Source organism: Streptomyces sp. DS1-CR2 (genome assembly GCF_055760475.1).
In genome coordinates this window covers 4,941,102-4,966,412 of record NZ_CM147085.1, presented here as the reverse complement: position 1 = coordinate 4,966,412, position 25,311 = coordinate 4,941,102, and the positions used below count along the sequence as shown (strand labels likewise).

The window sequence follows — 25,311 nt, the reverse complement described above, 5'->3', positions numbered from 1 at the left end:
GTCACGCATTCGACACAGGATTCCGTGTTCCCACCGGACGCCCCCACACACTCACACTCGCTCCTGCGCGGTGGAGCACGCTCAGAGCCCAACAGTTCGCCACCCCGTCTAGATGATCGATTCCAAGGGATCGGCTGCGCGCATAAGGGGAGGGAGCCCAACGTCAGTGTGTGAAGACAGAGTTGGACTCCCTCGCCACCGCACTCTATGTGAAGACCGACGACCTGCTGAAGGCATCGCCGCATCTGGCGCCCTGGCGTCCGGCGGTCGGGATCGCTCCGCGACTGACCGATGCCGAGCTGGTCACGCTCGCGATGGTGCAGGCCATGCTGGGCTTCACCTCCGAGGCCAAGTGGCTTCGCCATGCCCGTTCCCACCTGCGGCATCTCTTCCCCTACCTGCCGAAGCAGCCCGGCTACAACAAGCGCCTGCGCAAGGCCGCCGAGCTGCTGCGGCGGGTGACCCGGCTGCTGGCTACCGACACCTCTGTATGGAGCGACGACGTGTGGATCGTGGATTCCACGCCGGTGGAGTGCGGACGCTCCCGCGAGACCGTCAAACGCTCCGACCTGGCCGGATGGGCCGAGTACGGGTACTGCGCCAGCCACAGCCGCTTCTTCTGGGGCCTGCGCCTGCACCTGGTGTGTACCCTGCAGGGCCTGCCGATCGCCTTCGCCCTGACCGGGGCCAAGGCCGACGAACGCGAGACCCTGCTGGACCTGCTCGCCGCCGAACCGCACCTCGTCGCTGCCCGGCCTGGACAGACGCTGATCGGCGACAAGAACTACTTCGGCCGCGACTTCGAGCACCAGGTGGCCGAGCAGGACATCCGGCTGCTGCGGCCGGCCCGCAAGGGCGAGCCGGAACGGCCCGGGGCCCCGCTGTTCAAGCCGTTGCGGCAGGTCATCGAGTCGGTCAACGAGACCTTCAAGGGCCAGCTCAACCTCGAACAGCACCGAGGCCGCACACCGGCCGGCGTGATCGCCCGCGTCATGCAGCGCATCCTCGCGCTGACCGCCGCGATCTGGCACAACGACCACACCGGCCAGCTCGTCCTGCGCTCACTGACCGCCTATGACCACTGATCCCTTGGAATCGATCATCTAGGGCGGCGACGCCGCGGTACTCGCGGCGTACGGCGGTGAGCCGCACAGCAGGTGTGGTCATGCCTCAACACAACCGCCGCGGCTCCCCGCGAACACGAGCACTGGGGGACGTCCCGGGGGCCGACCTCGACTTCCACGCCGGGACCTTCACCGCCGCGATGGAGCCCTCCGGCTCCGGGAAGTCGACGCTCCTCCAGTGCTCCGCGGGCCTGGACCTTCCGACGTCGGGCACCGTCACCGTCGCCGGGACCGACCTCACCGGACTCGGCGAACGGGCACTCACGCTCCTGCGCCGGGACCGGATCGGTTTCGTGTTCCAGTCCTTCAACCTGCTGCCGGCGCTCACAGCCGCGCAGAACGTGACGCTCCCCCTGCGGCTCGCCGGGCGGCGGCCCTCGCGCGCGGAGGTGCGCGAGGCGCTGGGCCGCGTGGGCCTCGCCGAGCGCGCGGGACACCGCCCTTCACAGCTCTCCGGCGGCCAACAGCAGCGGGTGGCCCCTTTCCCGCGCCCTGATCACCCGGCCGGCCGTCCTCTTCGGCGACGAGCCGACGGGCGCGCTCGACACGACAACGGGACATCAAGTCCTCACCCTGTTAGGGGAGTTGGTCGACCGGGAGGGTCAGACGACGGTGATGGTGACCCACGACCCGGTGGCCGCTGCCCGCGCGGACCGGGTGGTGTTCCTGGTCGACGGGAGGGTCGTGGACGAGCTTCTGGCGCCGGACGCGGAGACGGTCGCTGCACGGATGACGGGGCTGGAGGGGCTTGAGGGGCTGGAAGCGCCGGAAGGGCTTGAGGGGCGTGCGGGGCTTGAAGGGGATGCGGGCGGCACGTCCACCGGCATTCGTTCCGTGCCCGCCGGTAACACCGACAACGCGTCGCTCGGCAAGGAGGCAGACGCATCCTGACCACACTCACCTCCACCTGGGCGAATCTGCGCACGCGCTGGCATCTCTTCGCGGGGGCATTCGTCGCCGTGGCGCTCGGGGTGGCCCTGGTCGCGAGCATGGGGCTGGGGCTCGCGGCGGCCGCCGACCCGCCTCCGGGCAAGCCGCAGCGGTTCGCCGCGCAGCCTGTCGTGGTCATGCCGCACGACACTCTGACCGTAGAGGTCGACCGGGGCCCGAACCGCGCCCCGGACGCGAAGAAGATTCCCTATCCACAGCCTGTGGACAAAGAATTGCTGGGCGAGCTCGCCGATTTGGGCACCGTTCACCGTGATCATCTCGCGCCGGACGCGGTCGGCGTAGACGCCTCGGCCGCCGCCGTACGCAAGGTGGTCGGCGACCGGGCGCAGGTCCTGGCCGGCGCGGCACGGCGCCTGGCATACCCGGGCGCGGAGCGCGACGCGCAGGCGGTCATGGCGGTGCGGGCGATGCTGGGCACGGCCGGCGGAGTCTCCGCGTTCGTCGCCGTCTTCGTCACGGCGTCGACGTTCGCCTTCGTTGTCGCCCTGCGCAGGCGGGAGTTCGGGCTGCTGCGGCTTGCGGGCGCCACGCCGGGGCGCGTACGGAGGCAGCTCGTCACCGAGGCCCTCGCGGCCGGGGTCGCGGCGAGCGCCACCGGCTGCGCCCTCGGCTCCTGGGGTGCCCCACTGCTCGCCCGGGCGCTGATCGACAACGGAACCGCGCCCACGTGATTCACCGTGAGCGGCAGCGGCACGGCGCTCCGGACTTCCGGGACTCCCTGGACCTCCTGGTCCTCCTGGTCCTCCTGGTCCTCCTGGGCCTACTGGGCCTACTGGGCCTACTGGGCCTACTGGCCGTTCCAACTCACCTTCTGGACCGGCCTGTTCGTGGCGATCACGGGAGCGTGGGCCGCGTCGTGGCGCGCCGGACGCATCGGCCCGGCGGAAGCGCTGCGGGACGCAGACGTGGACACGGACATCATGCCGTGGAGCCGCCGGATCGTCGGCGCCGCACTGCTGCCCCTGGGACTCGGTCTGACGGTCCACCCCCTCTGGACCGACCCGTCGGCGCTCCTGAAGCGCAAGACGTACACCACCCAGCCGATGATCCTCATCACGGCGGCGGCCGCGCTCGCCCCGCTCCTTGTACGCCCGGTAGTGCGGCTGGTCCGGCTGCCCGGAGCGGTCGGGCTCCTCATCCGCGAGAACGCCGCCACCGTCGTCCGCCGCACCGCCGCGGACGGCCAACTCCATATCTCGATCGCCGACACGTTCCCCCTCCGCGACGCGGCCAAGGCACAGGCCCTGAGCGAGACGGGCCACGTGCGGGGCAAGCTGGTGCTGCTGGTGGGCTGAGGCGACAGGTGGTGGTCCTGGTGATCCTCGTGGGGTGAGCCGGCGCGGGCCCGGGACACGCAGGGCCGCCGGCACGCGCCGCCCACGAGGACCCCGCCTCCGCCAACCACGACGCCACCCGTGACGCCACCCGCCCCTGCGGATGCCGACTCCGCCGGACACTGCGACGCTCGGGGGATGAGAGTGGCGCTTGCGCAGACCGACTGTGTGCTCGGCGACGTGGACGAGAATCTGACCGTCGCCCGGGAGCAGACCGAGCAGGCGGCGGCCCAGGGCGCCGACCTCGTGGTCTTCCCCGAGCTGAGCCTGCACGGCTATCACCTCGGCGCCCTGCGCCAGGACGTCTCCCTCCCGGTGACGGACCCGCGTCTGGCCGCCCTCTCGACGCTCGGCGCGGATGTCGTGATCGGCCTGCACGAACACACCAGCCTGCGCGCCTACAACACCTGCGCCTACTACGCGGGTGGTCAACTCCTCCATTCCCACCGCAAGTTGTACCTGCCGAACTACCTGGCCTGGGAAGAGCGCAAGCACGTCAGCCCCGGCCAGCATCTGCGCGCGTACGACCTGCCGCACGGCCACGGCCGCGCGGCCACCCTCATCTGCAACGACGCCTGGCAGCCGGTCCTGCCGTGGCTCGCCGTGCAGGACGGCGCCGAGGTCGTCATCGTCCCCGCGAACAGCGCGGCGACACTCGACCCGGAGGCCATGGACACAGGCCTGTACTGGGACACGCTCCTCGCCTACACCGCGAAGATGCTCCAGTGCTGGGTCGTCTTCGTGAACCGCGTCGGCAATGAACATGGCGCCTCCTTCTGGGGTGGCTCCCGCGTGGTCGACCCACGCGGGACGGTCGTGGCCCAGGCCCCCAAGTGGGAACCGAGCTTGGTGACAATCGACATCGACCTCCACGAGGCCCGCCGTCAACGCAGGGTCGTCCCCCTGGTCGCGGAGGCCCGCCTCGGCCTGATCGACCGCGAGGTCCGCCGCCTGATCGACGAGGGCGGCGACAGCTGACGGGAACCCGGCCCAGCCCCCACGCCGCCCGGGCGGGCGCCCGGGCGTCACCTCTACGAGCATCACCACCGGCCCGCCTGTCCCGACGCCCCCGGCGCTGTCAGTGCCGGGTGTAAGACTCACCGACATGACCGAGAAGTGGGCCATCGCGGCCACCGAGGACGGCGGAGCCCAGCTCGCGCCGCTCGGTGCCGACGGCGCACCCGCCGCCCCGGTCCGCCAGGAGCCCAGCCTCGCGGAAGCGGTCCGCTCCCGCCCCGACGTCACGCGCTGGATCTGGCGATCGACAGCCGCCGTCTACCCCCGCCTGCTCGCAGCGGGCGTCCGCGTGCCACGCTGCTACGACATCGAGGACGCCGAGACTCTCCTCCTCGGCCACGCCGGCCGCTTCGGGGAACCCCGCTCCGCGGCCGCCGCCCTGGCCAGGATCCACGGCACGGCCGTCCCCCCGGATCCCCCTCAACGAGCCGCGACCCCCCGCTCCCAGTCCTCCCTCTTCGAACCACAACCCGTCCATGTCCCCCTCGAAGACCTCATAGAGGTGTACGCCGATCAGCAGCGCCGCCACGACGCCACCGCTCACCCGGGCCGGATGCGGCTGCTCACCGCTGCCGAGTCCGCGGCCATGCTCGTGGCTGCCGAGATGAACGCGGCGGGCCTCCCCTGGAGCGCCGACGTGCACCGCTCCGTACTCCACGAGCTGCTCGGCGAGCGCTACGCGGGCGGTGGCGAACCGCGCCGCCTCACCGAACTGGCCGACGAGGTTTCCGAGGCGTTCGGCCGTCGCGTACGCCCCGATCTGCCAGCCGACGTGGTGAAGGCGTTCGCCCAGGCCGGCGTCAAGATCACGTCCACGCGCCGCTGGGAGATCGAGTCGATCGACCATCCGGCCGTACGGCCCCTGATCGAGTACAAGAAGCTGTACCGGATCTACACCGCACACGGCTGGTCCTGGCTTCAGGACTGGGTCCGCGACGGCCGCTTCCGCCCCGAGTACCTGCCAGGCGGTACCGTCTCGGGACGCTGGGTCACCAATGGTGGCGGCGCACTCCAGATCCCCAAGGTCATCCGCCGTGCCGTCGTCGCCGACCCGGGCTGGCGCCTCGTCGTCGCCGACGCCGACCAGATGGAACCCCGCGTCCTCGCCGCCATCTCCCGCGACCCTGGCCTGATGGAGGTCGCCGGGCGGGAGACCGACCTCTATCAATCCGTCTCCGACCGGGCCTTCTCCGGCGACCGCGCCAAGGCAAAGCTGGCGGTGCTCGGCGCGGTGTACGGCCAGACGTCCGGCGACGGCCTCAAGAACCTCGCCGCCCTGCGCCGCCGCTTCCCGCAAGCCGTCGCCTACGTCGACGACGCCGCCCGCGCGGGCGAGGAGGGCCGCCTCGTACGGACCTGGCTCGGCCGCACCTGCCCACCGGTCGCCGGCGCCGGCGACCAGGACGAGGCCGGTATTCCCCAGGACGCTCCGACGCCCGAACAGGCATCGGGAGACACCGAGTTCACCCCCGGCTACGCCTCCTCGAACTCCCGCGCCCGCGGCCGCTTCGCCCGCAACTTCGTCGTCCAGGGCAGTGCCGCCGACTGGGCCGACCTGATGCTCGCCGCCCTGCGCCAGTCCTGCACCGGGATGGCGGCGGAACTGGTCTTCTTCCAGCACGACGAGGTGATCGTGCACTGCCCGGAAGAGGAAGCGGAAGCAGTGACCGCGGCGATCCGCGTCGCCGCAGAACTGGCCGGCCACCTCACATTCGGCGACACCCCGGTCCACTTCCCTTTCACCACTGCAGTGGTGACGTGCTACGCCGACGCGAAGTGACGTCCTTCCACAAAGCCACTCACGCCACCCCGGAGCTCACAGCCCGGCGGCCACCGATCACCAATCTCCAATCACTGACCAACACATACTGCTCACCGGTCGGCGGTCGGCGAGCACCAAGGACCGAGGACCAAACCCCGAGAGCGTCCCTCGTCGCCGCCCTACCCCTGCCACTTCTCACTCGTGGCTATCGCCTTGAGCTGCGTCATGGTCAGCGCGGGCGTCGCCCTCGTGGCCGCGGTGTTCTGCGTGCCTGAGTTGAACGCCGATATCACCACGCGGAACCCGTCCTTGCGGATCGTGTCCACGGTCCACATCACCACGCCCTGGCCTCCCTTCTCGCCGGGCCCTTGATGCGTGACGACCTTCGTGCCGTCCGGCAGGGGCTGCGCGCCTGAGCCGAAGAGCCCGCCCTCCACATCCGACATGTTGGGCTGCACATTGATCTGGACGAGACTCGCCCCCTTGCCGTCGTTCACCACCACGTACGCGAAGCCATCTTCGCCCTGGCGGGTCGTCACCTTGGCACTCTTCGGCAGCAGCGAGGTGAGGTTCTCGAGGATGGTGTCGCCGCTCGCGGCCTGCGGGACCGGCTGCTGCACGGGCTCGCCCTGCGGCTTCGGCAGTGCCCGCAGTATCGGGCGCCACTCCTTCGAGGTCACCAAAGCCTTCAACTGTGCTGTACTGAGCGGCGGTTCGGCCCGGGAGACGGGTTCGCCCTTCTCCGCCGGCGCATTCCATTCGCTGGCATCGACGGTGAAGCCCTCCGGCGTCACCACGTACGCGTGCCACCACTTGGTGTCCGCGCGCTTGTCCGGGTACTCGTAGCCCCGCAGGAGCAGCAGCCTGGATCCGTCGGTCAGTGTCTTGCTCGAGCAGGAATCGTACGGCGTGTAGACCTTCTCGGGGCAGGCGAGCTGTTCCGCGACCCTCGTGCTCTCAGGGTCGACCCGGCCCAGACTCAGCCCGATGGCCGCCTTGCCCTTACCGTCGTCGAAGACGACCGAGGCGAGCGGCCCGAGCTCGTCCTCCGTACCGCGGCCCGACTCGCCGCTGAACTTGCCGTCGGGAAGCAGCCCTTCGAGGGTCTTGATCAGATGGCTGGCCGAGAACTGCGGCCCCTCACCCGGCGTGCTCACCTTCCCCTTGGTCACGCTGCCCGGCTTGGGCTGCGCGGCCACCGGGCTGCCGTACCCGGCCTCGGCCCCGAAGGCCCCAGCGGCGTACGACGCGCCGAATCCGACCGCGGCGAGCGCGGCGAAGCTCCCGGTGACGGTCGCGGCCCGCCTGCGCCGCAACCTGCGCCGGCCGCGTGCCACGCCACCGTCGACCAGCGGCCCACCCGCGGCGTTGAACGTCTCACCGGTTATCCGTAGAGCCTCCCCGAGGCCACCCACGAAGGCTTCCTGGTCACGGTCTTCATCTGTTCCTGACATGCCGAACCACCACTCCTCACACAAGATCGAGTCAAGTTCATTACGCGGCGAACTCAGCTACGGTGCCGCCCAGTTGCTCCCGCAGCCGCGCCAGCGCCCGCGTGCTCCGCGTACGCACCGCCGCCGAGCTGACGTTCAGAATCTCCGCGGTCTCCATCACGGACCGGTCCTCCCAGTACCGCAGCACAATCACTGCCCGGTCCTTTGGCGGAAGTTGTCGCAGCGCGTCGAGAAGAGTGATCCGCAGCGAGGCGTCACCCGGCGTGCTGTCCGAGGTCTCTGGAAGCTCGTCGCTGGGCCGCTCCTGCGCCGAACGCCGCCGCTGGTGCGCGAGGAAGGCACGTATGAGGACGGTCTGGGCATACGCCGCCGGGTTCCCGACCCGTGACGACCGCCCCCACACCACGTACATCCGCCCCAGCGTCTCCTGCACCAGATCCTCGGCGAAGTGCGTATCGCCACTGGTCAACAGGCATGCCGAACGAAACAGGTGTCCTGTCCGGGCCTCCGCGAACTCCCGGAACCCACTCTCCTTGGTCCGCCTCATCAGGCGCCCTCCCCCTCATCGCCCCACACCTTTTAGATGCGGTGAGGCGGACGGGATGTTTCAGCGACGCCGCGTTCCAGCAGCCCCGCCGGCGCGCTCGCGCGTGACTCGCTCAGCGACCTCGTCAATGAGCTCGCCGACCGCCCCGACCTCACCCACGCGCAGGCCTCCGCCCTGGCCTCCCTCGACGAGTACGCAGCGGTGCGGCTGGCATACGCGGGCCTTCTGGCCGCCGACGACATCGCCCCTGTGGCCCGGCCGCTCGCCTCGCTCGCCCTGCTGGACGATGGTGCCGGTCGCGAGACATGGGCCCGGGCCTTCGCAACCGATTCCGTCGTCATGCAGCGGGAAAAGCTGGCAGCAGTCCTGGCCTACCTGACACACCAGGTCGAGCACCGCTCACCCGCGCAGAAGCTGCTCCGCGAGATAGCCCGCTACCGCATCGCCACCGCCCCGGCGCTGTTGGCCTGCCTGTCGGACGTCCGGGCGAGACCCCTGGCCGCACCCCACCCGGCTCTGCCTCCGGCGGACATCGCCGAACTCCTTGCAGACGACGACCCACACATAGCGGCGGCCGCAGCCACCAATCCGTCGCTGCCGCCCGAGCTGATGTGGTCCCTGTTCCACGGCCGCTGACTCCGGACAAGACGCGTCGGCCGGCACCGGATTCGCCATCAGCAGGACAAGAACCCGAGCACGTCCCCCAGAACAAGCAAAAGCCCCAGATCACGGCGAGTGAGTTCTGGGGCTTCTACAGAGCCGCCTTCGGGATTCGAACCCGAGACCTACGCATTACGAGTGCGTTGCTCTGGCCATCTGAGCTAAGGCGGCGCGCCGTCTGCACCATGGTGCGGTCAGCAACGTCGCCAAGTCTACACAGTTTTCGGGGGTGCTCCGCACACCCCCTGCCCAGGCCCCGGGACGGGTGTCCCGGGGCGTCGGAAAATGCCCTCGCACCCCTTATGAGCAGCGCATTCCGTCCTTGGGCGGAGTGCCGTCCACGAGGTACGCGTTGATCGCGGAGTCGATGCAGTCGCTGCCGCGGCCGTACGCCGTGTGGCCGTCGCCCTCGTAGGTGAGGAGCGTGCCGGAGTCGAGCTGGCCGGCGAGGGACTGTGCCCAGCGGTACGGGGTGGCCGGGTCGCGGGTCGTGCCGACGACGACGATCGGGGCGGCGCCCTTCGCCTCGATGCGGCGAGCCTCGCCGGTCGCCTTCACCGGCCAGTACGCGCAGTTCAGTGCCATCCATGCGAGGCCGTCGCCGAAGACCGGGGACGCCTTCTCGAACGACGGCAGGGCGGATTTCACGTCGTCGGGGCTCTTGAAGGACGGCGGCAGGTCGAGGCAGTTCACGGCCGCGTTGGCCGCCATCAGGTTCGCGTACGTGCCGTCGCTGTCGCGCTCGTAGTAGCTGTCGGAGAGGGCGAGCAGGTCCGCCCCGTCCTTGTTCTTGATCGCCGAGCTGAGCCCGGAGCGCAGCTGCGCCCACTCCCCCTCGTCATACATCGCCGCGATCACGCCGGTCGTGGCGAGGGCCTCGCCGAGCTTGCGGCCCGAGGGGTCACGGGTGGGGATGGGGGTGCGGTCCAGGTCGGCGAAGAAGGCCTTGAGGCGCTTGCCCGCGTCGGCGACACTCCCCGTACCCAGGGGGCAGTCGGAACGCCGTACGCAGTCCTTCGCGAATGACTGGAACGCGGTTTCGAAGCCGGCCGTCTGGTCGCGGTTCATCTCCTGCGCGGACAGGGCCGGGTCCATCGCGCCGTCCAGGACGAGGCGGCCGACCCGCTTCGGATAGAGCCCCGCGTAGGTCGCCCCGAGGAACGTGCCGTATGACGCCCCGACATACGTCAGCTTGTCGTCGCCGAGCGCCGCACGCAGGACGTCCATGTCGCGGGCCGCCTCGACCGTGGAGACGTGCGGCAGCACCTTCCCGGACCTCGTCTCGCAGCCGGCCGCGTACTTCGTGAAGGCCGCCGACAGTTCGTTCGTCTCCGCCTGGTCGTCGGGCGTGACGTCGATCTGCGTGTAGGCGTCCATCTGCTTGCCGTCGAGGCACTTGACCGGTTCGCTGCGGGCGACGCCGCGCGGGTCGACCGCGACCATGTCGTAGCGGGCCCGGACCGCCGCCGGGTAGCCGAGGGCGGCGTACGACTGGAGGTAGCCGACCGCCGAGCCGCCGGGCCCGCCGGGGTTGACCAGGAGCGAGCCGAGGCGCTTGCCCGGGCCGGTGGCCTTCTTGCGGGCCACCGCCAGCTTGACGTCACCGGCCTCCGGCTTCTCGTAGTCCAGCGGAGCCTTCATCGTGGTGCATTCGAAGCCGGGGACGCCGCACTCGCGCCAGGTCAGCGACTGCCCGTAGTAGGCCGACAGGTTGGCGGGGGTCGCCCTGGGCAGCGCGGCCAGCGAGATGTCCGCCGTCCGTGTGCTTCCCGAACTCCCTGGTGAGCAGGCGGACATGAGGAGTCCGGCAGCGGCGAGCAGGGTTCCACAGGCCCGGCGGCCTCGGACAGGGGAATGGTGACGCCTGAAGTACATCAGCCGAGCCTAACTGTCCGCGTTCGACCAGTCGCGGTGTGTGGCCACCGCGCCCCGTACGAGTTAATCGAATTAAGAGAAGGTGTGTCAGCCGGCCCGCAGCGCCATCGTCATCGCCTCCACCGCGAGCAGCGGCGCCACGTTGCGGTCGAGCGCGTCACGGCATGCGGCGATCGCCTCGATGCGGCGGAGCGTGGCCTCGGGCGAGGCCGCGCGGGCGAGACGCTCCAGGGTGTCCTGGGCCTCAGTGTTCGCGAGGGCCACGCGGGAGCCGAGCTGCAGGGCGAGAACATCGCGGTAGAAGCCCGTGAGGTCAGTGAGAGCCAGGTCGAGGCTGTCGCGCTGCGTACGCGTTCTGCGGCGCTTCTGGCGGTCCTCCAGCTCCTTCATGGCGCCGGCCGTGCCGCGCGGCATCCGGCTGCCGCTCTGCCCGCCTAGCGCCGCCCTCAACTCCTCGGTCTCCTTGGTGTCGACCTCCTCGGCGAGCTGCTTGGTGTCCTCCGCCGCGGTGTCGATCAGCTCCTGCGCGGCCTTGAGGCACCCGCCGACGTCGTCGACACGCAGGGGCAGCTTCAGCACCGCCGCTCTGCGCGCCCGCGCGCGCGGGTCCGTGGCGAGGCGCCGCGCGCGGTCGATGTGGCCCTGCGTGGCGCGGGCCGCCTCGGCGGCGACGGCCGGCTCGATGCCGTCGCGTCGTACGAGCATGTCGGCCACCGCCTCGACCGCGGGCGTACGCAGCGTCAGGTGGCGGCAGCGGGAGCGGATCGTGGGCAGCACGTCTTCCAGGGAGGGCGCGCAAAGCAGCCAGACGGTCCGCGGGGCGGGCTCCTCGACGGCCTTCAGAAGTACGTTCCCCGCGCCCTCCGTGAGGCGGTCCGCGTCCTCCAGGACGATGACCTGCCATCGGCCCACCGCGGGCGACAGCTGTGCTCTGCGGACAAGCTCGCGGGTCTCCTTCACGCCGATGGAGAGCAGATCCGTACGGACGATCTCCACATCGGCATGCGTGCCCACGAGGCTGGTGTGACAGCCGTCGCAGAATCCGCAGCCGGGGGCTCCGCCCAGCGCCCGGTCCGGGCTGACGCACTGGAGCGCGGCGGCGAACGCGCGGGCCGCGGTCGCCCGCCCCGCGCCGGGCGGACCGGTGAAGAGCCAGGCGTGCGTCATCCTGGAGGCCTCGGGCGGCGGAGCGTTCGTCGCGTTGGCCGTGACGAGCGCGTCGGCGTCGCGCGCGGCGGCGTCGAGCTGCGCGGCCACGCGCTCCTGACCCACCAGGTCGTCCCATACGGGCATGGACTACCGCCTCACCGTCGAACTCCGGCACTTCGCTCTACCGGATTCATTGTGCGGGACGCCACTGACAACGCCGTCCGGCGACCGAGCCACTGGTCGATCCAGCCCTCGGTCGCCGGACGGCAACAGCTTGCCCGCGGTCGGCTCAGCGCCGGCCCCGGCGCCTGCCGCCCGCGCCTTCGTCGCCCTCACCGGCGTCGTCGTGCCCGCCGAGCAATTCGTCCGCCAGCGACGGCAGGTCGTCCAGCGGGGTCTCCTCCGCCCAGTCGGGCCTCGGCCGCTGTCGCGGTCGGCCCTCCTCGTCGACCTGGGGCAGTTCACGCGTACGGTCGTTCGACCCAGCACCGGCACCCGCTGACGGAGCCGACGCCTGGCGCTCATCACGGAAGTACCCCGGCGGAACCCGATCCGCCGGTCCACCGCCGGCAACACCGGCACCGCTACCCACGGAGTCATCACGCACCGGCGGCAGCACCGCCGTCTCGTCGGCGGGCCCGCCCTGCTGCTGCGCGGGACGCGGCGGCACCGGCAGCTGAGTCGTCTCGTCGTTGTCCCCACCATGCCAAGCCCCACGCCCAGCCCCGGCGGCAGCGGCAGGACCGGCGTCAGCACCAGCCCCACCAGTCCCGGGCCCCATACCGGCATCCCCGACCGGCGGCAGCACGGCCGTCTCATCGGTCGCCCCACCCGTGGGCTTCACCACAGGCGTGGGAACGGTGGTCTCGTTGTCGGCCACCGGATGCCCGGCAGCACTCGCCGACCCAGACCTCGCCCCAGCGGCAGAGGCAGACGAGGCAGAGGCGGACTCGGCCGCCGCAGAAGCAGCCGCCGCAGATGCCGCAGCGAGCCGCCGTGCCTCCTCCGCCCGAAGCAGCGCCTCCTCCGCCTTGCGCTGCTTCTCCAGGCGTCGTTCCTCTGCCTCCGCGCGCAGGCGCGCCTCTTCCTCCGCCTCACGACGGCGGCGCTCCTCCTCGGCGGCCCTGGTCTGTTCCTCGGCGAGCAGTCTGGCGCGCTCCGCCTCGGCGCGGATACGCGATTCCTCGGCACGCTGGCGGGCCTCTTCGGCCTGGCGCTCGGCTTCGCGCCGCTGGGCCTCCTCCAGCTCGCGCTGCTTGCGCTCCTCCTCCTCGGCGCGCAGCTTGGCGATCTGTTCCAGCCGCTCGCGCTCGGCGCGCTCCTCCTCGGCCTTGCGGGCGGCCTCCTCCTCGGCCTTCCTGCGGGCCTCCTCGATCGCCGCCTTACGGGCCTCTTCCTGGGCCTTCACCTCGGCCTCGGAGAGCGGCAGCACCATGTCGAGCCGGTGCCGGACCACGGTCGTGACGGCTTCCGGCTCCTGGGCGGCGTCGACGACGAGGTAGCGGCCGGGGTCGGCGGCGGCGAGCGTGAGGAAACCGGAGCGCACGCGAGCGTGGAACTCGGCCGGCTCCGATTCGAGCCGGTCGGGCGCCTCTGTGAACCGCTCGCGGGCCGCCTGCGGGTCGACGTCGAGCAGGACGGTCAGGTGCGGTACGAGTCCGCCGGTCGCCCAGCGGTTGATGCGGGCGACCTCGGTCGGCGACAGGTCGCGGCCGGCGCCCTGGTAGGCGACGGACGAGTCGATGTAGCGGTCGGAGATGACGACGGCGCCGCGTTCGAGGGCGGGCCGCACGACGGTGTCCACGTGCTCCGCGCGGTCGGCCGCGTACAGGAGGGCCTCGGCGCGGTGCGAGAGGCCTGCCGACGACACGTCGAGGAGGATCGAGCGCAGCCGCTTACCGACCGGGGTCGCGCCCGGCTCGCGCGTGACGACGACCTCGTGCCCCTTGCCGCGGATCCACTCGGCGAGCGCCTCGGCCTGGGTCGACTTCCCGGCGCCGTCGCCGCCCTCCAGGGCGATGAAGAAGCCAGTGGTTGCGGGGGCCTGCGCCGGGTCGTTCCCACCGAGCAGCGCGTCGCGCAGGTCGTGCCGCAGGGGCACTCCGCTGCGGTCGTCGGCCTTCGCGAGTACGAGGGCGGCCACGGGCAGCAGCAGGGCGCCGACGAGCATCAGCGTGAAGGCGGCGCCGCCGTGTGCGAACACGAACTTGCCGTTGCCCAGTCGGTGCGGGCCGATCGCGGCCGCGAGCAGGGGAGCCGCGACGGCGGCGACCGCGACGGACACCCGTACGACCGCCTGGAGGTGCTCGGTCGTGCGGGCGCGCCGGTAGTCCTCGGCCTCCTGGTCGAGGAGCGTGTGCCCGGTGTTGGCGGCGATGCCCGCGGTGACGCCGGCGAGCGTGACGATCAGCAGCACGCTCGTGACGTCGGGGACCAGGCCCGCGGCGAGCAGGGCGATGCCGGTCAGGGCGATCGCGAGCGCGAGGAGCCTGCGGCGCGACAGCGACGGCAGCACGGAGGGCGCCGAGCGGATGCCGATGACAGTGCCGCCGGTGAGCCCGAGCACGAGCAGCCCGAAGGTCACCGGGCCACCGGACAGGTCCTTGGCGTGCAGTACGGAGACGGCGACGGCCGCCGAGATCGCGGCGGCGACGGCGGCGCAGGCGAGGACGAGGAGCGGGATGGCGCCCGTGCGTCCCTTGTCGACACCGCTGCCGGTCTTGGGGCGGCGCATGCCCTCGAGCGGCGACCGCGCGCGCGGGGTCTGCGTGTCGGGCAGTTCGAGGAAGAAGACGACGGACAGCGAGGCGGCGAACAGACCGGCCGCCACGTAGGAGGCGAGTGCGGCCTGGTGCAGGCCGAACCAGTCGACCCCGGCCCCGATCAGGTTTCCCACGAGAGTGACGGCGACGAGCGCGGCGGCCGCGACGGGCAGCGCCACGAATCCGGTGCGCAGGGAAAGGCGCCGCAGTGCGTCCATGTGGTCGGGCAGCGGGCGTACGGCCGCGCCTTCGAGGGGCGGCGCGGGCAGCAGCGCGGGCGCCGCGCTCTCGCGCGACACGGTCCAGAAGCGCTCGGCGACACCGACGACGAAGGCGGTGACGAGCAGGACCGCCAGCGCGTTGTCCGGGGTCCAGTCGATCCACAGGGGCGCGACGATGAGGAGCGCGGCCCGCACGCCGTCCGCGCCGACCATGGTCCAGCGCCGGTCCAGGGGACCGTCCGTGGAGGTCAGCGAGGTGAGCGGGCCGAGGAGCACGGCTCCGAAGAGCAGCGTCGACAGGACGCGCGCGCCGAACACGGCGGCGACGGCGAACGCCACGCCCCGGTAACCGCCCCCGAACGAGCCCTCGGAGACTGCTGTCTGAAGGGCCAGCACCACGAGCACGAGAAGCCCGAGTGCGTCACCGATGCCGCCCACGAGCTGGGCGCTCCACAGTCGTTTCAGCTGCGGCACCCGCAGCAGGGCGCGGACGGCGCGCTCCCGGGAATCTGCGACCAGGGCGTCGTCGGGGGCCGGATTCTGGGCCGTTGGCTGCTCGGCTCGCGTCATTCGTCCAGCCTATCCGGACCCACTGACTCCCCGAGGGTCCACCCGAACATACGGCCGCCAGGGGCTCGCCCCGGCGGCCGTACGACCTTCACGCTTCACGCGCGCGTGCACACTGCTGTGTGCCCACTCCTCCGTAGAAGGACCTCAAGAAGGACCTCAAGAAGGACCTCAGCAGAGGACCACCGCAAGATGACTACTCCTCCGTGGAGGTCGACTTCGAAGCCGTCGCCTTCTTGGCCGTCGTCTTCTTCGCGGCGGTCGTCTTCTTGGCAGCCGTCGTCTTCGAAGCGGCGGTCTTCTTGGCAGCCGTCTTCTTGGCGGGCGCCTTCTTCGCCGGAGCCTTCTTCGCGGCCTTCTTGGCCGTCTTCTTGGCGGGGCCCTTCGCCCGCTTCTCAGCGAGCAGTTCGTAGCCGCGCTCGGGCGTGATCTCCTCGACGGAGTCGGACGACCTGAGCGTCGCGTTCGTCTCGCCGTCCGTGACGTACGCGCCGAAGCGGCCGTCCTTGACGACGACGGGCTTCCCGCTGACCGGGTCCTCGCCGAGCTCCTTCAGTGGCGGCTTGGCGGCCGCGCGTCCACGCTGCTTGGGCTGCGCGTAGATCGCGAGCGCCTCTTCCAGCGTGATGGCGAAGAGCTGCTCCTCAGTCTCCAGGGAGCGCGAGTCGGTGCCCTTCTTCAGGTACGGCCCGTACCGCCCGTTCTGCGCGGTGATCTCGACACCCTCGGCGTCGGCGCCGACCACGCGCGGCAGGGACATCAGCTTGAGGGCGTCGTCCAGGGTGACCGTGTCGATGGACATCGACTTGAAGAGCGACGCCGTACGCGGCTTGACCGCGTTCTTGCCGGTCTTCGGGGTTCCCTCGGGGAGCACCTCGGTGACGTACGGACCGTAGCGCCCGTCCTTCGCGATGATCTGGTTCCCGGAGACGGGGTCGGCGCCGAGCTCGAAGTCGCCGCTCGGCTTGGCGAGCAGCTCCTCCGCGTGCTCGACGGTGAGCTCGTCCGGAGCGAGGTCCTCCGGCACGTCCGCGCGCTGGTGGTTCTCGGAGTCGCGCTCGCCGCGCTCGACGTAGGGGCCGTAGCGGCCGACGCGCAGGACGATGCCTTCGCCGACGGGGAAGGACGACACCTCGCGGGCGTCGATAGCGCCCAGGTCGGTGACGAGTTCCTTGAGGCCGCCGAGGTGGTCGCCGTCGCCGTTGCCCGCTTCGGCGGCGCCTCCGGAGCCCTCGCCCTCGCCGAAGTAGAAGCGCCGCAGCCACGGCACGGCCTGGGCCTCACCGCGGGCGATGCGGTCGAGGTCGTCCTCCATCCGGGCGGTGAAGTCGTAGTCGACGAGCCGCCCGAAGTGCTTCTCCAGGAGGTTGACCACGGCGAAGGACAGGAAGGAGGGCACAAGAGCCGTCCCCTTCTTGAACACATAGCCGCGGTCGAGAATGGTCCCGATGATCGACGCGTACGTCGACGGGCGGCCGATCTCGCGCTCTTCGAGCTCCTTGACCAGGCTGGCCTCGGTGTAGCGGGCCGGCGGCTTGGTCGCGTGGCCGTCGACGGTGATCTCCTCGGCGGACAGCGCGTCGCCCTCGGAGACCTGCGGCAGCCGGCGCTCACGGTCGTCGAGCTCGGCGTTCGGGTCGTCCGCACCCTCGACATAGGCCTTGAGGAAGCCGTGGAAGGTGATCGTCTTGCCGGAGGCGGAGAACTCGGCGTTACGGCCGTCGGCGGAGGTGCCGCCGATCTTGACCGTGACGGAGTTACCGACCGCGTCCTTCATCTGGGAGGCGACGGTCCGCTTCCAGATCAGCTCGTAGAGCCGGAACTGGTCGCCGGTCAGGCCGGTCTCGGCGGGCGTGCGGAAACGATCACCCGACGGACGGATCGCCTCGTGCGCCTCCTGCGCGTTCTTGACCTTGCCGGCGTACGTGCGCGGCTTGTCCGGCAGGTAGTCGGCGCCGTACAGCTGCGTGACCTGCGCACGGGCGGCCGAGACCGCCGTGTCGGACAGGGTCGTGGAGTCCGTACGCATATAGGTGATGAAGCCGTTCTCGTACAGCTTCTGGGCCACCTGCATCGTGGCCTTCGCGCCGAAGCCGAGCTTGCGGCTCGCCTCCTGCTGGAGCGTCGTCGTACGGAACGGGGCGTAGGGCGAGCGACGGTACGGCTTCGACTCGACGGACCGTACGGCGAAATTCGTGTTCTCCAGGGCGGCGGCGAGCGCGCGGGCGTTCGTCTCGTCCAGGGCCAGCACGCTCGCCGACTTCAGCCGGCCGACCGAGTCGAAGTCGCGGCCCTGCGCGATGCGCTTGCCGTCGACGGCGCTCAGGCGGGCCACGAGGTTCGACGGATCGCTGGCGTCGCCGGAGCGGCCGGTCGCGAAGGTGCCGGTCAGGTCCCAGTACTCGGCGGAGCGGAAGGCGATGCGCTCGCGCTCCCGCTCGACGACGAGGCGGGTCGCCACGGACTGGACGCGGCCCGCCGACAGGCGCGGCATGACCTTCTTCCACAGGACCGGCGAGACCTCGTAGCCGTAGAGGCGGTCGAGGATGCGGCGGGTCTCCTGGGCGTCGACCATGCGCTTGTTGAGCTCGCGTGGGTTGGCGACGGCGCTGCGGATCGCGTCCTTGGTGATCTCGTGGAAGACCATCCGGTGGACGGGGACCTTGGGCTTCAGGACCTCGAGGAGGTGCCACGCGATGGCTTCGCCCTCGCGGTCCTCATCGGTGGCGAGGAAGAGTTCGTCGGAGTCCTTCAGCAGGTCCTTGAGCTTCTTGACCTGGGCCTTCTTGTCAGCGTTGACCACATAGATCGGCTGGAAGTCGTGTTCGACGTCCACACCGAGCCGGCGCACCTCGCCGGTGTACTTCTCGGGCACCTCGGCGGCGCCGCTCGGGAGGTCGCGGATGTGCCCGACGCTCGCTTCGACGACGTATCCAGGGCCGAGGTAGCCCTTGATCGTCTTCGCCTTGGCAGGCGACTCGACGATGACGAGTCGGCGGCCGCCGTGTGCGGTCTCGCTGGTCGGGGACAACTTCGCTCTTCTCTCCGGTCGGCGCTGGGGATCCCCCGCGCCCTCGGGACGTGGGGGTCGGCACTGCGGTACGTGCGGTCTCGCTGCGGAGTGTGACGGTACCTCCCGCCCCCGTGTCAAACGGGAAAAGCTCGCAACGGCCACTCGAACGGTAACCCGACTACCGACGATCCTGCCGCCCGGAGTGCCCACAGGGTGTCCGGGACGTCCACCGGGCCCTCACCCGGGACACCCCCTGCGGGACGCCGCTCAGAACCGGCCGAAGCACCACACCCCGAGTACCAGACAGGCCACTGAGGCCAGGGTGGCGAGCGTCGCCGATGCGACGGGGTTCACACCGTCGGCGACGGGTGCACGGTGCATGACACGCACCCCGGTCCACAGCAGCAGTCCTGCCCCGAACAGCGTGAACACGGTCCCGGCGAAGATCGCTGATCCGCTCTCCATGGCTTTTCCTCCCGGTGCTGGGTCCCCAGGCCGGTGAGGCTGACACGCGCGGGAGACGACAGGACGAACCCCGGGTGAACGACCGCCACGCATGCCTTTGGCAACGATGTCGCGGGGCGCCACCGGAGATGTTTTGAGGTCTCTCTGAAGATCTTCAGAGTGCTACCTGAGATCTCGGGAGATCTCCCGAGGCCTCTCGGAAGATCTTCAGAAAGAAAAGCGGAATCCGATCAGCGCTGCGCGTCAGACCGGAGCCGGCTCCAGGAACCCCTGCTCGACGAGCATCCTGATCTGCGCCGGCGTGCGGTCCCGCAGCAAGACCGGGTCCTCCCCGACCAGTTGCGCGATGGCGTCGAGAATCCGGCCGGCGCTGAGCGTGCCGTCGCAGACGCCCGCGAACCCGGCACCGATCGTGTCCACCTTCGTGGCCCGGCGCATCCCGCGGTGCTGGCGCAGCACCACATGCTCCGGATCCTCGGCCCCCGGCAGCCCGACCTGCTCCTGCACGACCTCGCCCGCGAGCTTGAAGTGGGCACCGAGCAGGGCGGCGTCGTCGTGCGTGCGCAGATAGTCGAGGCGCTCGAAGTGCGCCCGCACCGTGTCCCCGAGGGGTTGTTCGACGGAGTGCGGCCACTCCTCCACCGTGACGGACGGCTCGACGCCCTCCGGCGCCTTGCGCAGCGTGATCCAGCCGAATCCGACGCCGCGCACCTTGCGCGCCTCGAACTCGTCGAGCCACGCGTCGTACAGCGCCGCGTACTCCGCCGGATCCGTGCGGTGATCCCCGGCGTCCCGCAGCCACAACTCGGCGTACTGCGTGATGTCCTGCACCTCGCGCTGCACGATCCACGCGTCGCACCCGCGCGGCACCCAGGACCGGAGCCGGTCGGTCCACTCCTCCCCGTCGACGTGCTGCCAGTTGGCGAGAAACTGCGCGTACCCGCCCTCGTTCAATCGTGCCCCCGCCTCCTGAACGAGCGTGCGGCACAGATCGTCCCCGGCCATCCCGCCGTCCCGATACGTCAGCCGCGCACCCGGCGAGATGACGAAGGGCGGATTCGACACGATCAGGTCGTACGCCTCGTCGCCCACGGGCTCGAACAGCGAGCCCTCGTGCAGGTCCACGGGGCCCGCGCCGGAGAGGGCGAGGGTCAGCGCCGTCATGTGGAGGGCGCGCGGGTTGAGGTCGGTGGCGACGACACGCGTGGCGTGCCGGGTGGCGTGCAGGGCCTGGATCCCGGAGCCCGTACCGAGGTCGAGGGCGCTCTCCACGGGCGTACGCACGGTGATTCCGGACAGCGTCGTGGACGCGCCGCCGACGCCCAGGACGACGCCCTCGGCGCGGCTGCCGATACCTCCGGCGCCGCCGACGGCGCACCCGAGGTCGGACACGATGAACCAGTCCTCGCCGTCGGGCCCCCCGTACGGCCGTACGTCGACGGCCGCGGCGACCTCGTCATCGCCGGCGCGCGTCAGCCACCCGCTCTCCAGGCACTCCTCGACGGGCAGAACGGCCGCCACGCGCGCGTACTCCGCGGGCTGCTGCAACAGGAACAGCCGTACGAGCGTCTCCAACGGGCTGTCCCCGCTGGTCGCCCGCAGGGCGGGGACGGTCTCGCTCCGCGCGAGCGCGGCGTAGGCCGGCGCCCCGAGCAGCTCGAGCAGGCCGTCGGCGGTGAACTCGGCCCCCAGCAGGGACTCACGCAGCCGGGCGGCGACATCGTCACGGTCAATGGACGGCAACTTGGACAGACTGGAGCTACTCACGCCCCCATTGTCACCCCGGACCCCCGATGGCCACCCACATACGACGTGCCCCCGGCACCGTGTGAAGACGGCACCGGGGACACGAGGGAAAACGTCAGCGCACCGAGGCAGCCCGCGTGGAGCGGGCTCGCGTGGAGCAGGCTTCCGGAGCGGGCTCACCCGGAGCCAACTCCCGATGCCGGTCCACCTGGGCCGGCATCCGGAATCAGCTCACCTGCGTCAGCTCTTGGAGGGAGCCGGGGAAGCGGACGCGCTCTTGCAGCTGTCCTGCTTCGCCATCGCCTTGCCGACGTCGCCCTCCTCCAGCTTCTTGAGCGCGTCGCTCCCGCTCTGGCTCAGCTTGTCGAGCTCGCCCGCGATGCCCTTGAGGCCGTCGGCGAACTTCGCCTGGTCCTTGGTGTCGAGCTTGTCGACCTGCTTTTTCAGATCCGCGTACGAGGCCGAGATCCCGTTGAGCTCCTTGACCGCGTCCTTCTGCTTCTTTTCGCCGCCATCGACCGGCGGTGCCCCCGCCTTGTCCACGGCCGCACCGATCGCCTTGTAGGCGTCGGACATGTCCTGGAAGGCCTGCGAGTCGGTGCTCTGGACGTCGGCGGGCTTGCTGTTGTCCGAGGTCTCCTTCTGGATCGCGGCGTTGGCGTTCTCGATCTTCTTGGCCTGCGGCTGGACCGCGTCACAGACCGTCTTGGCCCAGGAGTCCAGCTTCTCGTTGCCGTCGTCGCTGCTGCATCCCGACAGCGCAAGCACCAGTACCGCACCGCTGGACAGTGCGGCTGCAAGCTTCTTGTTCACCGGATTGGTCCCTTCCATGGCTCTCGGCCCCGGAACATACACGCCAAGTGGGCGACAATCGCATGCCGGACATCCGCTATGGGTGCTTTATCGGCTTTTTGTAGCCATTTGCACCAAGAGAGATAAGCCTCACTGAAGGGCCGTCACCTGACACGGGCGGGCGGGCAGCGCGCCAATACGCGCTGCCCGCCCGCCCGTTGAGCTTGCGGCCGTACCTGACCAGGTGAAACCCGGGGTCAGGAAACCACCGCCGGATCCGCCTCCCGCTTCGATACGTGGTCGGAGTTGTCGTCGTCGCCGACCGCGATGCCGCGCCTCTTGGAGACGTAAACGGAACCGACGATCACGGCGATCGACAGCACGGCGACCGCGATCCGTACGCCCACGCTCGCGTCCGCCCCGTAGCTGAACTTGACGACCGCGGGCGCGATGAGGAGCGCCACCAGGTTCATCACCTTCAGCAGCGGGTTGATCGCGGGCCCGGCCGTGTCCTTGAACGGGTCGCCGACCGTGTCGCCGATGACGGTCGCGGCGTGGGCCTCACTGCCCTTGCCGCCGTGATGCCCGTCCTCGACGAGTTTCTTCGCGTTGTCCCACGCGCCACCGGAGTTGGCGAGGAAGACCGCCATCAGCGTCCCGGTGCCGATCGCGCCGGCGAGGAACGAACCGAGGGCACCGACGCCGAGCGTGAAGCCGATCGCGATGGGCGCGAGAACGGCGAGCAGACCCGGCGTGGCCAACTCCCGCAGCGCGTCCTTCGTACAGATGTCGACGACGCGCCCGTACTCCGGCTTCTCCGTGTAGTCCATGATCCCGGGGTGCTCGCGGAACTGCCGCCGCACCTCGTAGACCACGGCACCCGCGGACCGCGACACCGCGTTGATCGCGAGTCCGGAGAAGAGGAACACGACCGCCGCGCCGGCGATCAGGCCCACCAGGTTGTTGGGCTGCGAGATGTCCATCACAAGGTTCATCGGGCCGCCGTCGCCTACCTTCTCGCCGACTTCCTGGGCGGCGGAGACGATCGCGTCACGGTAGGACCCGAAGAGAGCCGAGGCCGCCAGTACGGCCGTGGCGATGGCGATTCCCTTGGTGATGGCCTTGGTCGTGTTGCCCACGGCGTCCAGGTCGGTGAGGACCTGCGCACCCGATCCCGTCACGTCGCCGGACATCTCGGCGATGCCCTGCGCGTTGTCGGAGACGGGCCCGAAGGTGTCCATGGCGACGATGACGCCGACCGTGGTCAGCAGGCCCGTGCCCGCGAGGGCGACGGCGAACAACGCCAGCATGATCGACGTGCCGCCGAGCAGGAACGCCCCGTACACGCCGAGGCCGATCAACAGGCCGGTGTAGACGGCCGATTCGAGGCCGACGGAGATTCCGGCGAGCACGACGGTGGCGGGTCCGGTGAGCGATGACTTGCCGATGTCGCGCACCGGGCGCCGGCTGGTCTCGGTGAAGTAGCCCGTGAGCTGCTGGATCAGCGCGGCGAGCACGATGCCGATGGCCACGGCGACGAGGGCGAGGATCCGCGGATCGCCGTCCTTCACCTTGATCGCCGCGTCGGTGATGCCGTTGAGCTCGGCATACGTCGCCGGCAGATACGTGTAGACCGCTGCGGCCACCAGCGCGAGCGAGATGACCGCAGAGATGAAGAACCCGCGGTTGATCGCGCTCATGCCGCTGCGGTCGGACCGGCGCGGCGCCACGGCGAAGATTCCGATCATCGCCGTCACTACGCCGATCGCGGGAACGATCAGCGGGAAGGCGAGCCCGGAGTCGCCGAAGGCCGCCTTGCCGAGGATCAGCGCGGCGACCAGCGTGACGGCGTACGACTCGAAGAGGTCGGCGGCCATACCGGCACAGTCGCCGACGTTGTCGCCCACGTTGTCGGCGATGGTCGCGGCATTACGCGGATCATCCTCCGGAATGCCTTTTTCGACCTTGCCGACCAGGTCGGCGCCGACGTCGGCGGCCTTGGTGAAGATGCCGCCTCCGACACGCATGAACATCGCGATGAGCGCCGCACCGAGGCCAAATCCTTCGAGGACCTTGGGCGCGTCGGCCGCGTAGACCAGCACGACACAGGAGGCGCCGAGCAGACCCAGCCCCACCGTGAACATGCCGACTACGCCACCCGTGCGAAAAGCGATCTTCATGGCCTTGTGCGAGACAGCAGTGAGATCCTTTTCCGGCTCGCCTTCCGCCGGGGTGGCCTCTCTGGCCGCGGCGGCGACGCGCACATTGCTGCGCACCGCCAGCCACATTCCGATGTATCCGGTGGTGGCCGAGAACACCGCGCCGATCAAGAAGAAGATCGAACGCCCTGCTCGCTGATTCCAATCGTCCGCGGGCAGCAGCATGAGCAGGAAGAACACCACGACGGCGAATACCGCGAGGGTCCGCAGCTGCCGCCCGAGATAGGCATTCGCGCCTTCCTGGACCGCTGCCGCGATCTTCTTCATGCTGTCGGTGCCCTCGCCTGCCGCCAGCACCTGGCGTACGAGCACTGCGGCCACCACGAGGGCGGCGAGCGCGACGATGCCGATCACCATGACGATGAGCCGGTTGTCGTCGGTCAGGACCGCGGCTGCGAAGGTTGAGGGGTGGTCAAACGCTTGAGGGGTAGAAAGCCCCGCCATTCGTCCTCCTTGACGCTTGGGCTGAGCTCAAGATGTGGACGGATTGTAGGGAGCGGCGCCTGATCAAAACAGTGCGCGAGAAACGGAATTTGCCATCCGTTACTACCCGGCAAATGATCGTCCAACACGATGGGCGCACAAGAAGCAGTAATGCCCTGAAAGCATTGAGGCTTGATCCAATTATGATCGACGATCTAGGGAATGCAAATAGGCCCTGCTCACCGGGGTGAGGGCAGGGCCTGGAACCAGAAACGATCACATGGGGGCAGCGCCGAGCGGAGCCACGGACGGGTGGATCAGGGGGCGTTGCGTGGACGTCGGGGGGTCCGCGTCAGGACGGAAGAGTCGCCGGCGTGGTCGGCCAAGTCATCCGAATGAGTCCACCGGACTCGTCCGCGGTGACCTCCACATCGTCGACGAGGCCACTGATGACGGCGAGGCCCATGTCGTCCTCGCCCTCCGCCTCCAGATCGTCCGACCCGCCGGGCGCGCCGGACGACTGCTCGCCGGGAACGCTCCGCGGAGCCTCGTCCCCGACCTCGATGGAGAACTGCTTCTCCTCCTCGGTGAGAAGGACCCGAACGGGTGCAGCGATACCGCTGCTCCGGTGAAGACCGACGGCGCGGCTGCAGGCCTCGCCGACAGCGAGCCTGACCTCGTCGAGCACGGCCTCGTCCACTCCGGCCCTGCGCGCCACCGCAGCCGCCACCAGACGGGCGGTTCTGACGTGCTCGGGCTGCGCGCTGAATCGGAGTTCGACGGTGGCCATGCATCCCCCTCGGATGTACGGGCGTGCTCTGAAGGGACCGGGCCATCGGCCCGGCCCCCACTTCCGCTCAGCCACCGGCCTGTGGGCCGGTGACCGATCAGTCGGTAGCCGCTACGGCTTCCTCGACCGAGGTGTGAATGGGGAACACCTTGGTCAGGCCGGTGATACGGAAGATCTTGAGAATGCGCTCCTGGTTGCAGACCAGTCGCAGCGAGCCCTCATGGGCCCGCACTCGCTTCAGACCGCCCACCAGTACGCCGAGCCCGGTGGAGTCGAGGAAATCGACTCCCTCCATGTCGACGACAAGGTGGAAGCTGCCGTCGTTCACGAGCTCGACCAGCTGCTCTCGCAGCTTGGGCGCGGTATATACATCGATTTCGCCACCGACCTCGACGACCGTACGATCGCCGACGGTACGGGTCGACAGGGACAGGTCCACG

Annotated in this window: 18 protein-coding genes, 1 tRNA gene and 1 pseudogene; 7 read left to right on the top strand and 13 right to left on the bottom strand. The window is 70.1% G+C overall.

Annotated features, from left to right (window positions below; translation table 11 throughout):
• Positions 1 to 170: 170 nt before the first annotated feature.
• From ACY0PA_RS23825 to ACY0PA_RS23800, 6 genes and pseudogenes are all read left to right on the top strand, one after another.
• A complete protein-coding gene (locus ACY0PA_RS23825) occupies positions 171 to 1,085 on the top strand; it encodes an IS982 family transposase (RefSeq protein WP_473079725.1) in 915 nt (304 codons plus the stop codon).
• 80 nt (positions 1,086 to 1,165) lie between these two features.
• Positions 1,166 to 2,015: pseudogene (locus ACY0PA_RS23820) on the top strand (ABC transporter ATP-binding protein).
• Between the two features lie 68 nt (positions 2,016 to 2,083).
• Complete coding sequence (locus tag ACY0PA_RS23815; RefSeq protein WP_473079724.1) at positions 2,084 to 2,746, top strand: FtsX-like permease family protein; 663 nt, start codon at positions 2,084 to 2,086, stop codon at positions 2,744 to 2,746.
• 6 nt (positions 2,747 to 2,752) lie between these two features.
• Entirely contained in the window at positions 2,753 to 3,370 is a 618-nt protein-coding gene (locus ACY0PA_RS23810; protein WP_473079723.1) for a zinc-binding dehydrogenase, read from the top strand.
• A gap of 177 nt (positions 3,371 to 3,547) precedes the next feature.
• Positions 3,548 to 4,387 carry a nitrilase-related carbon-nitrogen hydrolase gene (locus ACY0PA_RS23805; RefSeq protein ID WP_473079722.1) on the top strand — a complete coding sequence of 280 codons (840 nt, stop codon included), beginning with the start codon at positions 3,548 to 3,550 and terminating at the stop codon, positions 4,385 to 4,387.
• 127 nt (positions 4,388 to 4,514) lie between these two features.
• Positions 4,515 to 6,206, top strand: coding sequence for a bifunctional 3'-5' exonuclease/DNA polymerase (locus tag ACY0PA_RS23800; RefSeq protein WP_473079721.1), 1,692 nt, complete (start codon positions 4,515 to 4,517; stop codon positions 6,204 to 6,206).
• 161 nt (positions 6,207 to 6,367) lie between these two features.
• Here the strand turns inward: ACY0PA_RS23800 and ACY0PA_RS23795 are convergent, their stop codons facing one another.
• A complete protein-coding gene (locus tag ACY0PA_RS23795; RefSeq protein WP_473079720.1) occupies positions 6,368 to 7,642 on the bottom strand; it encodes a hypothetical protein in 1,275 nt (424 codons plus the stop codon).
• A gap of 40 nt (positions 7,643 to 7,682) precedes the next feature.
• The gene (locus ACY0PA_RS23790) at positions 7,683 to 8,189 is read right to left on the bottom strand and encodes a SigE family RNA polymerase sigma factor (RefSeq protein ID WP_473079719.1); all 507 of its coding nucleotides are present in this window, start codon (positions 8,187 to 8,189) and stop codon (positions 7,683 to 7,685) included.
• 201 nt (positions 8,190 to 8,390) lie between these two features.
• Here ACY0PA_RS23790 and ACY0PA_RS23785 point away from each other — a divergent pair, with 201 nt between their 5' ends.
• Positions 8,391 to 8,825: a hypothetical protein gene (locus tag ACY0PA_RS23785; RefSeq protein WP_473079718.1), complete on the top strand. Its 435-nt coding sequence runs from the start codon at positions 8,391 to 8,393 to the stop codon at positions 8,823 to 8,825.
• A 121-nt stretch (positions 8,826 to 8,946) separates the two neighbouring features.
• Here the strand turns inward: ACY0PA_RS23785 and ACY0PA_RS23780 are convergent.
• The 11 genes from ACY0PA_RS23780 to bldG all read right to left on the bottom strand — a co-directional run bounded on the left by ACY0PA_RS23780 (position 8,947) and on the right by bldG (position 25,310).
• Positions 8,947 to 9,020 (bottom strand) — tRNA-Thr (locus tag ACY0PA_RS23780).
• A gap of 129 nt (positions 9,021 to 9,149) precedes the next feature.
• Positions 9,150 to 10,724: an alpha/beta hydrolase gene (locus tag ACY0PA_RS23775; protein WP_473079717.1), complete on the bottom strand. Its 1,575-nt coding sequence runs from the start codon at positions 10,722 to 10,724 to the stop codon at positions 9,150 to 9,152.
• Between the two features lie 87 nt (positions 10,725 to 10,811).
• On the bottom strand, positions 10,812 to 12,017 hold the full coding sequence (locus ACY0PA_RS23770) for a DNA polymerase III subunit delta' (protein WP_473079716.1): 1,206 nt from the start codon (positions 12,015 to 12,017) through the stop codon (positions 10,812 to 10,814).
• A gap of 145 nt (positions 12,018 to 12,162) precedes the next feature.
• Positions 12,163 to 15,426: a dTMP kinase gene (tmk, locus tag ACY0PA_RS23765; protein ID WP_473079715.1), complete on the bottom strand. Its 3,264-nt coding sequence runs from the start codon at positions 15,424 to 15,426 to the stop codon at positions 12,163 to 12,165.
• 193 nt (positions 15,427 to 15,619) lie between these two features.
• Complete coding sequence (topA, locus tag ACY0PA_RS23760; RefSeq protein ID WP_473079714.1) at positions 15,620 to 18,454, bottom strand: type I DNA topoisomerase; 2,835 nt, start codon at positions 18,452 to 18,454, stop codon at positions 15,620 to 15,622.
• A 249-nt stretch (positions 18,455 to 18,703) separates the two neighbouring features.
• Positions 18,704 to 18,901, bottom strand: a complete 198-nt coding sequence (locus ACY0PA_RS23755; RefSeq protein ID WP_473079713.1) for a hypothetical protein — start codon at positions 18,899 to 18,901, stop codon at positions 18,704 to 18,706.
• Between the two features lie 243 nt (positions 18,902 to 19,144).
• A complete protein-coding gene (locus tag ACY0PA_RS23750; protein WP_473079712.1) occupies positions 19,145 to 20,668 on the bottom strand; it encodes a DUF7059 domain-containing protein in 1,524 nt (507 codons plus the stop codon).
• A gap of 219 nt (positions 20,669 to 20,887) precedes the next feature.
• Complete coding sequence (locus ACY0PA_RS23745; RefSeq protein WP_473079711.1) at positions 20,888 to 21,478, bottom strand: small secreted protein; 591 nt, start codon at positions 21,476 to 21,478, stop codon at positions 20,888 to 20,890.
• A gap of 218 nt (positions 21,479 to 21,696) precedes the next feature.
• Positions 21,697 to 24,102 (bottom strand): sodium-translocating pyrophosphatase, encoded by a 2,406-nt coding sequence (locus ACY0PA_RS23740; protein WP_473079710.1) that lies wholly within the window; start codon positions 24,100 to 24,102, stop codon positions 21,697 to 21,699.
• Between the two features lie 331 nt (positions 24,103 to 24,433).
• Complete coding sequence (locus tag ACY0PA_RS23735) at positions 24,434 to 24,871, bottom strand: ATP-binding protein (RefSeq protein WP_473079709.1); 438 nt, start codon at positions 24,869 to 24,871, stop codon at positions 24,434 to 24,436.
• A 97-nt stretch (positions 24,872 to 24,968) separates the two neighbouring features.
• Complete coding sequence (gene bldG / locus ACY0PA_RS23730) at positions 24,969 to 25,310, bottom strand: anti-sigma factor antagonist BldG (protein WP_003975386.1); 342 nt, start codon at positions 25,308 to 25,310, stop codon at positions 24,969 to 24,971.
• Between the last annotated feature and the right edge of the window lies 1 nt (position 25,311).